Raw genomic sequence first — 9,543 nt, 5'->3', positions numbered from 1 at the left:
ACAAGCACCGCCACTGTTTATAACTTCAATGGCCATTATCAAGGGGGCGGTCAACTTTCAGGTTTAAATATACGTGTTAGTGTCGACAACATAACGAACAAACGTTATTTACGCGCACCAGCAAGCAGTGCCACCGACCCAAGTGAACTCGGCCGCAATTACAAATTAGCATTGAGTTATCAATTCTAGCGGCGCATAGATAACGTATCAAATAGGTGATGCATCAAACCATCACTTATTTTCTCGTTTTCTATATGCACTCGGTGTAGAGCCAACCTGCAGTTTAAATGCGCTATAAAAAGCAGACCGCGAGTTAAACCCTACCGCCATTGCAATATCTAATACACTATCATTTGTGTTACTAAGCCTAACCTGTGCGGCTTCAATTCGTGAACGATTTACCCACTCAAAAAAAGAAGTCTTCATGGTCTGATTTAATGTTTGAGAAATGTAGTGTGCGGGAATATTCAAGTGTATCGACAACTTGTATAAGGTGAGTTCATTGTTTAAATATAACGCGTCGCTAACTAACACATTATTTAACTTGTCGGCAATTCGCTGCGACTGTGCATCACCTAACGCAGACCGCTGATACTTAATTTTGCTGCGTGCCAAATCAATAGGCTCCTCAGCCAACTTTTGATACACCGTTTCAAAGGCTGGGCGCTGGCGCAATGCCTGTATAGAAAAAACCACACAACAACTAAATTCAATACCAGTGGAATAACGTCACTCACAAAGCGTATTTTCTCGTTGAAATTCGAGAACAACACCATAAGTAATCACACCCAACTACCAATAAGTAAGCACAAAGTGACATTAATCCAATACAAAGATTTATGGGTTTCATTCGTAAATACTTGCCTTAAGTCTGCTCTGTAGCTTTTTAATTGCCTGAATATCTTATAAATATAGAGGCTGCTTTGCACTAGCCACAATAAGAACAACGACGCAACGAGTATTGCACTGAACTGTTCAACGCCAGCTTTTAACTGTGCATCATCGGCGTAAAATATCTTAAATTGAGACTCGCTAGGAAGGTATAACACCACAGCCCCAACGATTGCACCAAACAGCGCCAGCACAGCGTGTAATAAATGCGCTCTTTTGAGCTGCCAACGATAAGTTGCTGTGAGTCCTTCAATGTACAGCCAAATACACGGCATAATTAACATCCAAAGAACGCCACTGAGTGCAATATAATAAAGTTCTAATTGCGCAAAATGCACAAACACTAATGGCTCAAAGCCGACCACACCTTGCACCATCAAAAACACCATAAAAGGCACAACATATGCTCTGTCTTTTATCCGTGTTGCCAACAAAGAGACAACAAAAATGGCGATACAAAATGTAATTAATCCAAGTATTATTTCTGGGCTCATAAATTTTTCTTAGTATATTTTTCAATGAACTAAAGTGCATTTTGAGTATTAAAACGTAATACTACACTGACTTTTATGTCTTCGCCAATTGTGCTGGACGACATCAATAAGCAATCAACATAAGGTGTCTCATAAAACCAACTACAAATAAAAGAGAGTCGTATGGACATGTCACCTATGATGCTAATTCATATTATCACAGGCAATATCGCCGTACTTTCTAGTGTCGCTGCATTGGCACTTAAAAAAGGCAAAAAACCGCACCGTAACGCGGGCAAAATTTTCGTTGTATCAATGACCCTTATGGCATTAACTGGCGGTTATATTGCCTATATAAAGCCAATGATGATCACCCTAATTGCCGGGCTATTTACACTACATTTAGTACTGAGTGCTTTTCTCATTGTTAAGTCTCCCCCGCATGCAATCAAACCATTGGATTATATGCTGCCATTTGCCAGTGTAGGTTTATGTGTTGCGAGCGCCTATTTTAGCTATAACGCACTCACGAGCCCCAGCGGCCATGTTGATGGATTCAGTCATGAACCTTACTTCTTTTTTGCATTACTGTCATTGGTCGCACTCATCGGTGATATAAAGCTTGTTATCAACAAAGGGATTTCGAACACCCAACGCATGACCAGACATATTTGGCGCATGAGTTTCGCGCTATACATTGCCATAGGGTCATTTTTCGGACAAGGTGCACAGGCACTGCCCGATATGATCACACAAACGTTTCTAATGCATATACCTGAGCCCCTTATATTGCTCATCATGTGCTTTTGGCTCGGTAAGACTTGGCTAAACAGTCGTAAAAGTAGACCCGTGCTCAATCAATAAAACGATTGCACCTCACAGTGCCAATCGGGCCTATTTCATTGCAGCAACACCCGATAAGTCACCAGTTTATAGATCTGTAAACTGGTCCCGTAGCCATTGCTGAAACACTTTCACTTTGTGCCAGTTAAAGTGTCCAGCAGGCCCTGCTAAATAGTATTGATACTCACACGATACTTTAAAGCTGGGCAGCACCTCAAGCTGCCCTAACGCCAGTTGCTGTTGGATCAACTGACGACGTAGCATACCAACGCCCTGCCCCGCAAGTGTGGACTGCATCACGAGTGCCGCATTATCTATTTCCAAAAAATGAGAATCAAAGTCTTGCTCTAATTCAATTTCCCGAAACAGTATTTGCCAAGCCCGCTCAGCATCAGGGCAAATATCCATGATTAAATTGTGACGCTTGAGCTGTGCTTTTAAAGGTTGATCAATATTGATCAACCCGGGTTTGTAAGCCAATAACATATCATCACAGGCCAGTTGCTCACTGTGTAAGTCAGGATAATGTCCCTTACCAAACCTGATCCCTAAGTCGGCATCACCAGAATCAAAGTCCACCAAACTATCACTGGGATCTATACGAATTTTTATTTCTGGATGCTGCTGCTGAAAACTGCTCACTCTTGGCAGTAGCCAACACGTTGCAAATGAGGGAAGTACCGATATATTTAAAATCGTGGGTGAAGGATCTTCTTCTATCGCTTTTAAACCTGTATTTAAATGTTCAAACGCTTGTAAAATATGCGGGTACAACATTTTACCTTTGTGTGTCAGTGTTACTTTTCTTGTCTGGCGTTCAAACAATTGACATGCTAAATGCGTTTCCAAACTGCGGATCTGCTGGCTGATCGCCGCTTGTGTTACATACAAACGCTCTGCGGCCTCTTTAAAGCTACCTAACTCTGCGGCATATTTAAAGTACATTAAACTTTTTAATGGGGGAAGTTGCATTGCATTACACATTAGAAAAGCTTAAGCATAGTAAAGTTTTTATCGTTTGTCAGTAATCTTAAATCACTTAATACTCATTAGGCATCAAACAACTAAAGAGCATTATTATGAATAAGTTACTTATACTACCTATATTACTCACTGCCAACATATTGTCGACAACTATGGTACACGCCACAGAAAGTCAGCAAGAAACAATCAATACTGCTGAAGGTTACCCTTATAAAAACTTAATTATGTGGGCTGACAAAGTTGAGCTTATATACTCAAATAACAATGAAAATACAATTTGTCGTGTGAATGTTTTAAGCGACAACCTGACTCACAAAGGCATCAATCGTACGGTCAGTAACAACAAGTTCAAGAAAACCCCGATGGCTGCGTGCTTAACACGTGATACAGCCAAACAACTACTAACAAAACTATGAATGCCACACTTGCTTACACACTCGATCGACGTGCGTGTCATTCACTTTAGTGCGTTGCTAAGCGGTCCATTCGCCATTGATTAAACGCTTGTTCAATGGTTGGGTGGGCAGCTTCCAATAAGCCCGCAATTTGCTCACTTGATAACATCACACACATATTTTGCTGCTCTTGTCTAAGCAAAGCCAATAACGCTTGCTCTGCTGGAACGTCATTAAGCATATAATGTACCCATGCCCAACCACTAAAGTATAATTGAGCAGTATCAATACTGCCCCACTGAGTTTCTGAATCCAGTACCGAGTACAGCTCCATAGGTGTTCTATTCAGTATTCGGTAATCTACGTCAAAGCCATGGTGACCATTAACGCTTTCAAATGTTTCAGCCAACCCTTCATTTAGCCAGCGAGGCATACTCCCAATGAGCCTCAGATTAATTGCATGTACAGCCTCATGAATGGCGGTTTTCAAAGTCGTGTTATCTCCCTTATATTCGACAAAAGCGGAGTTGTTACCATGAAAAAAGACACCTTGGCTTGAACGAGGGTCAAACCCCCCTTGCGAGGTATGATCTTCATAAGCTGCGCGACTATCCATAATAATTAAGTTCACATCAATGGGCTTGGCCGCGCTTTGTCCTAGCATACGCACGTAATGAGTATGTACACTCCTTAATCGTGTAACCAACTTTGTAATGAATGTCGTATTGATGACGCCTTGATGATAAACTTTTAATTTAAGCTGCTGATTAATAACACTTTCAAATAGAAAAAATTCAGGGCCAAGCGTTTCAGCCAACCGCTTAGCTGAGTCTCGTTGATATCTAAAGAACCCGCTCAGATCACATTGTTTGTGTTCAAGCTTTCTCTGAGGTTGGGCTGCAATCGTTGTTTTACGAATTTCAGGCGGTAATGCGTTATCCGTTTGAACTGTGACCACATGTTTTAACATGTCGGGGGAAGGCATGGCTGTGCTTTTACTTTGAAAGTCGAGAAAAAACCATATACATACAACAATAACGATAACCGCCACAATAATACGTTTAAAAGCCATAAAATTACTGCCACCCCAATTAGCATCAACTGACAATCTGCTTAACCACCATGTAGTAGTAAGCCTAACATATAAAACAAAAAAACTGCCATATAATAGGCACAGCACGACGAAAAGTCAGGTCACCTCTTCCAGTAATAAAGCCAGATGCAATCACTCACCCATCAACACTGAAGCATGCAATAACACCATGACCCAATCTCAAAAATAATAATTTAAGGCATAAACATGCCATAAACACGCATTATTTCTCCTCACTTTATCCGTGTCACAAAGTACCCAAAAAGAATAAATACACACTAATTTTACAAAATTACCGGTACAGCTGTAACTAAATTGTAAATATTGTAATGTATCTTGCTCTGCGTTGCGCAACACAACATAAAATACACAACAACTTTCGAGGAAATCATGAAAACAATATCAACGCTCTTTGCAACAACTTTAACTGCATTGGCATTCACACCAACCGCCAATGCCTACCTATACAAAGACCCTGGTTACGTAGAGCAGAAATCACGTGTTATCAATAAAAACAACGCAGTGGGTCGCTCTCACCAATACAGAGATCAACAAGGGTGGATGTATGTAGATGAAACGAGTAAAGGGGCAACCAGTGGTTTTTATCAAGCAGGAAATTGGTTAAAACTTCACAATCGCAATTTTAAAATTGCAGTTGGCTCTGTCGAATTTTACTTCAACCCAAGTAAGCTTGATTGCACACAAGGTATGACATTTAATTTAACCGTTGGTGAAGATAGCGTTGCTGCATTTAAACCCAATTGTGACGACTTGCTAAACGCATCAATCACTTATCCTGTTGAGTATTATTTCGATCTAATACCTGAAGCAATCAAGCCAAAAGTTGAGTTACCACTTGATCCGTTAGGTCTATTAAAGCTTGGCGTTAAATTTGGTGCCGGTATCGAAGCTGGTGCAGATTTTACGGTTGGTGGTGTCATTGGTGGTCACAACAACGAAGAACCTTTTGAAGTTGATGGTGTTAGACGACCAGATTACATTTACGCAGAAGTTGCGCCTTATGTTGGGGGAGTAGTAAGTAGCTCAGCATACGCTTCATTTGGTCATGGTATTTCTGAGGCCGGTGTGAAAGGTAAGTTAAGCCTTTTAAAAGTAAAAGGTAAAGGGTACGTGGAAGCAGGGATCCGTCGAATCAAACAAGATGAACAAATAATAGAACAAGGCTTTTTGGAGCTAAAAGTGACCACCCAATTCAGTGGTGGAGACGGAAAAATTCAAGCTTACTGCAAAAAGCTTTGGGGTTTACTGCAATTCAATGTTGATGTCATGAAATGGGATCCACTTTATCAACGTGAATACACATTATATGAATACGCTAGCCCACAATGGGACACGCTATAACCTTTTGTATTGAACACCGTGGTGATCTAACTGATCACCACAACAGGAATTGACCATGAAGCTAAAAGTAACTTTACTACTACTTGCCTTGTGTGCTGGGTGCATACTTTACCTCACGCAGCATAAAGAAGAGCAGGTAGAGCAAACCTTATTTAAAAACCCTATTTCACACAGTGCACCGAAAAAAATATTGCAACACACATACTCCGTAACAATAGAGTCAGCCGTGCTCGCCGAAAATAAAGCCGTCATAACCCATTCATCTCTTAGTTGGCACATGCACTTAGGCAATACACAAGTCAACCAAGGCCTATTGACCGATATTGTGTTTATGAATAATGGCAAGCCACAGCCTTTAACACCACAGTTGCCATTCACATTTAACCGTCGTGGCACTGAGATCTCGCAAGTAGACTTGCTCGCCTTACCCAGTGAGCATACGTTAAATGTATTACCTAACATACTTAATTTAATGAGCTTCTCAGAACAGTCAACCTTAACGTTTAACGATGCGCATGGGAAGAAGACCTACTCATATAACAGGTTAGGTGATCAGATAAGCCGCCACCTTGAGTCGCGTCAGCTTCATTCTGCATCTGCGATTAATGATGAGCAAGAGCGTTGGTCAATGACCTTAACTAACCATGACACTCCTGTGGAGGTAAGCTATTCATCTGAGAACCTATGGGAAAACAATGCACTAAGATATCAGGTAATACAAAAAGTGCATATTACCCGCCTGAATCATCAATCGACGCCGCTAATAGCAGTAAGTCACGATCACAATGCCACTTTGACAAAGGCATCTCAATCTCCGGTTGCACGAGAAATTACAGGCCCTGAAGCATTACAAGACGCAATCTTGGAACTAAAAACATCGCTAGACCCACTATTAGCCAAGCATATTGGGAAACACCTGCTCAGTGAATATGATTTATCTGAACTCGTTGCACTCATCGAGGAAGACCCAACTGCCAGCTCTGCAATTATTTACGCGTTACAAAAAGAACAAAGCCCACTTGCTGAACAGATGCTCACTGATTTACTTTCTACTGAGCAAGTTAATATCCAAACTAAACAAAAACTACTTATTGCACTGGGCCGCTTTGGGGCGTCGTCAAACATCTCGTTTAATGCATTAGCAACCATCGCAGATAAGCCAAATAGTCCATTGGCCAAAACAGCTTTGCTAAACTTAGGGTCAATGGCCAAGTTTACCCCACAACAACAAGCTTCGGTTGAGACATTTTTACTAAACTCCCTCAATGGAGAGCAGCACTTAGGCACAGCCATACTTGCTGTTGGAAATAGCAAAATTCCTCATTTGTTACCAACCGTTGCAAAACTTTTACAGCACCCACACGCAGACATTCAACGTGATGCGGTAAAGCTTTTATCAACAGAACCACACTATCATGCACAAATCATCACTGCGTTACTAAAAAACCCCACAGTGCAAAGTGTTGACGTATTCGCTCGCACATTGTCTGACTCAGGCGTGGTACTCAACCAACAAAGCAAAAGTCGTTTGAGAAACCTACTAAACTCAACCGACAACCCCATTATTAAAAAACGACTAAAGACTCTTGGAGTAGGCTAAGCCAGCTATAGCCCATACCGAACTGTGTTATTGGTATGGGTTAAAACATAAAAACTAGCACGTAAATTTGCTAAATTAAACTCGATGATTACGTAATTCTACAGACAAAAGTGGTAGCCACACACCCTTGCTACCTCATTGATAAGGGCATGAATAACTTTAGTAAGCTATGTGGAAGCGGCCTACAACAGGGGATCCCTATGACCAGTTTCCGGTGCTTTAGTTATACATATTAAGAAATACAAACACGGTTTTTTCGATTACCACACCGCTCATGTCCAAAACGGTTTGTGCAACGCTAAAGTTCACACCGTTTCTTCTGTTTTGGCAACAATGTCAATTGTTCCATCTACATAGGACTGCAACGGATGTAAATGGATATCTTCTTTCCAAATTGCAAGTAGATCCTCTATGACGTGATGTTCTGAAACCAATTCCCCATAACGATATTCTCGTACGATAGGGTGTAAAAATTGACTATGATCTGATGCATCAACATTTTCACGATGTATTCTATCCGCAACAAAAGGGTCGAAATCTTCACTTTTACCATACTCCAATGTTACGGTAAAAAAGTGGGCCTTGCTTTTTGCCTCTGAACTCAGTAAGTGATTGATTGGTAGTGAAAAACCATAGTGAGCCTTACCATTTTCCATATAGAAATAATCACCGATAAAACCCGGTTGTTGCCACATAGCACCAGACTCATTAACTTGATCTAGCACCAACTGAGCAACATCTTCACGATTACAATTAACCTCAGGATATGCCACATCATGATTCTTCTTATTCAGAATCGTGTTTAGTGCGCGACTATTGTATCTAAAACCATGGATAAAGCCTGATGTTGCCATTTTATAATCTAGTGAATGGGTCAAAGTACCTGCAAAATACATATTCTTTTGATTTACCGATTCAAAGTCATTATTCAGTTTTGGATATTTATCTTTGATAGTAAGATCTGGCTGTGTTTGTTCACTAAATAGGTGTGTATCAATTGCAAAACCGGTACAACATAGTACCTTGTCATACCATAATTCTTCTACTTCCCCTTGTGCATGCTTGTACTGAAACAGCACTTTGAAACGCCCATTTATACGCTCAATAGACATAATTTCTGCGTCCAATACGGCATTTTGAGATTTTAATTGATAAGTATCAAGTATGTTGTTATTCACTGCACGTAAATGGCCAACATAATGTGTTTTCCAAGCAAAGTTAACCGAATTCGGGCTGCACAAATGAATAACAGCTGCCGAAGGGGTCAAGTGATCCGCTGTTTCAAACGCAGAGTTCCCTTTCCCTATTACTAACACTTGCTGATTTTCGTAATCTTTAATATCAATAGACATTTCAGTATAATTCTCAGCCAATTCAATACCTTTAATTTCAGGCATATAAGGCTTTAAAAAGCCACTTGCAACAATTAAATGCTTAGCTAGAAACTGATTTCCATTGTTGTCTGTTAATAGATAACTGTCTCCTTCTTTACCTATATTGACGACACGCGTATTACATTTGACCTTAATATTGAAATGATTCACATAATCCTTCATGTAATCCACAAGGCTATCTGCGCTAGGAAAGAATTCATGATCATACTCTTTAAATAACAACGAATAATCATCGGAAAGTAATGAATTCCAATCATGTCGCATATTGAACTCTGGGTTTTTACTGCCCGTAAACCGTTTGTTTATCGAAATTAGTTTGCGATGCCTAGGAAACTTTTTATAGAAATTTCCTGGTTGTTCACCAGCCTCTAAAATGAGATAATCTTTTTGATCTCGCTCGAAATAATACCCTAGTTGCACCCCTGCTGGTCCAGCACCTATAATGATGTAGTCATGGGCCTGTGCTTTATAAGAACTATTCATAAAAAACTCCAAATTATTAACGACG

At 40.4% G+C, this 9,543-nt stretch carries 10 protein-coding genes; 5 read left to right on the top strand and 5 right to left on the bottom strand.

The window, feature by feature from the left end:
- A partial coding sequence (locus J8L97_RS17920; RefSeq protein WP_211051906.1) for a TonB-dependent receptor occupies nt 1–189 on the top strand: 189 nt, incomplete at its 5' end.
- A gap of 42 nt (nt 190–231) precedes the next feature.
- Here the strand turns inward: J8L97_RS17920 and J8L97_RS23995 are convergent.
- Together J8L97_RS23995 and J8L97_RS17910 are read right to left on the bottom strand one after the other, a co-directional pair.
- On the bottom strand, nt 232–696 hold the full coding sequence (locus J8L97_RS23995) for an AraC family transcriptional regulator (RefSeq protein WP_211051904.1): 465 nt from the start codon (nt 694–696) through the stop codon (nt 232–234).
- Nucleotides 697–782: 86 nt separating this feature from the next.
- Nucleotides 783–1,385, bottom strand: coding sequence for a hypothetical protein (locus tag J8L97_RS17910; RefSeq protein ID WP_211051902.1), 603 nt, complete (start codon nt 1,383–1,385; stop codon nt 783–785).
- A gap of 162 nt (nt 1,386–1,547) precedes the next feature.
- Here J8L97_RS17910 and J8L97_RS17905 point away from each other — a divergent pair, with 162 nt between their 5' ends.
- Complete coding sequence (locus J8L97_RS17905; protein ID WP_211051900.1) at nt 1,548–2,228, top strand: DUF2306 domain-containing protein; 681 nt, start codon at nt 1,548–1,550, stop codon at nt 2,226–2,228.
- Between the two features lie 66 nt (nt 2,229–2,294).
- Here the strand turns inward: J8L97_RS17905 and J8L97_RS17900 are convergent, their stop codons facing one another.
- Nucleotides 2,295–3,179: a LysR substrate-binding domain-containing protein gene (locus J8L97_RS17900; RefSeq protein ID WP_211051898.1), complete on the bottom strand. Its 885-nt coding sequence runs from the start codon at nt 3,177–3,179 to the stop codon at nt 2,295–2,297.
- A gap of 107 nt (nt 3,180–3,286) precedes the next feature.
- On the opposite strand from J8L97_RS17900, the gene J8L97_RS17895 reads away from it, so the two are divergent.
- Nucleotides 3,287–3,607: a hypothetical protein gene (locus J8L97_RS17895; protein WP_211051896.1), complete on the top strand. Its 321-nt coding sequence runs from the start codon at nt 3,287–3,289 to the stop codon at nt 3,605–3,607.
- Nucleotides 3,608–3,653: 46 nt separating this feature from the next.
- On the opposite strand, the gene J8L97_RS17890 is transcribed toward J8L97_RS17895, so the two are convergent.
- Nucleotides 3,654–4,658, bottom strand: coding sequence for a hypothetical protein (locus J8L97_RS17890; protein WP_211051893.1), 1,005 nt, complete (start codon nt 4,656–4,658; stop codon nt 3,654–3,656).
- Nucleotides 4,659–5,069: 411 nt separating this feature from the next.
- Between J8L97_RS17890 and J8L97_RS17885 the strand changes: the two genes are divergently transcribed.
- Both J8L97_RS17885 and J8L97_RS17880 read left to right on the top strand, forming a co-directional pair.
- On the top strand, nt 5,070–6,041 hold the full coding sequence (locus J8L97_RS17885; RefSeq protein ID WP_211051891.1) for a hypothetical protein: 972 nt from the start codon (nt 5,070–5,072) through the stop codon (nt 6,039–6,041).
- Between the two features lie 55 nt (nt 6,042–6,096).
- Complete coding sequence (locus J8L97_RS17880; RefSeq protein WP_211051889.1) at nt 6,097–7,641, top strand: HEAT repeat domain-containing protein; 1,545 nt, start codon at nt 6,097–6,099, stop codon at nt 7,639–7,641.
- A gap of 305 nt (nt 7,642–7,946) precedes the next feature.
- Here J8L97_RS17880 and J8L97_RS17875 read toward each other — a convergent pair whose 3' ends face one another.
- Nucleotides 7,947–9,518, bottom strand: coding sequence for an NAD(P)-binding domain-containing protein (locus J8L97_RS17875; RefSeq protein ID WP_211051887.1), 1,572 nt, complete (start codon nt 9,516–9,518; stop codon nt 7,947–7,949).
- Nucleotides 9,519–9,543: the final 25 nt, after the last annotated feature.

The sequence above is a fragment of the Pseudoalteromonas sp. MMG012 genome (assembly GCF_018100875.1).
Classification (GTDB): domain Bacteria; phylum Pseudomonadota; class Gammaproteobacteria; order Enterobacterales; family Alteromonadaceae; genus Pseudoalteromonas; species Pseudoalteromonas aurantia.
This window is presented reverse-complemented; position numbering and strand designations above follow the sequence as displayed.

Coding starts and splice junctions, on each gene's coding strand:
- J8L97_RS17910 (WP_211051902.1), bottom strand. CDS start 1,385: ATGAGCCCAGAAATAATACTTGGATTAATTACATTTTGTATCGCCATT.
- J8L97_RS17905 (WP_211051900.1), top strand. CDS start 1,548: ATGGACATGTCACCTATGATGCTAATTCATATTATCACAGGCAATATC.
- J8L97_RS17900 (WP_211051898.1), bottom strand. CDS start 3,179: ATGCAACTTCCCCCATTAAAAAGTTTAATGTACTTTAAATATGCCGCA.
- J8L97_RS17895 (WP_211051896.1), top strand. CDS start 3,287: ATGAATAAGTTACTTATACTACCTATATTACTCACTGCCAACATATTG.
- J8L97_RS17890 (WP_211051893.1), bottom strand. CDS start 4,658: ATGGCTTTTAAACGTATTATTGTGGCGGTTATCGTTATTGTTGTATGT.
- J8L97_RS17885 (WP_211051891.1), top strand. CDS start 5,070: ATGAAAACAATATCAACGCTCTTTGCAACAACTTTAACTGCATTGGCA.
- J8L97_RS17880 (WP_211051889.1), top strand. CDS start 6,097: ATGAAGCTAAAAGTAACTTTACTACTACTTGCCTTGTGTGCTGGGTGC.
- J8L97_RS17875 (WP_211051887.1), bottom strand. CDS start 9,518: ATGAATAGTTCTTATAAAGCACAGGCCCATGACTACATCATTATAGGT.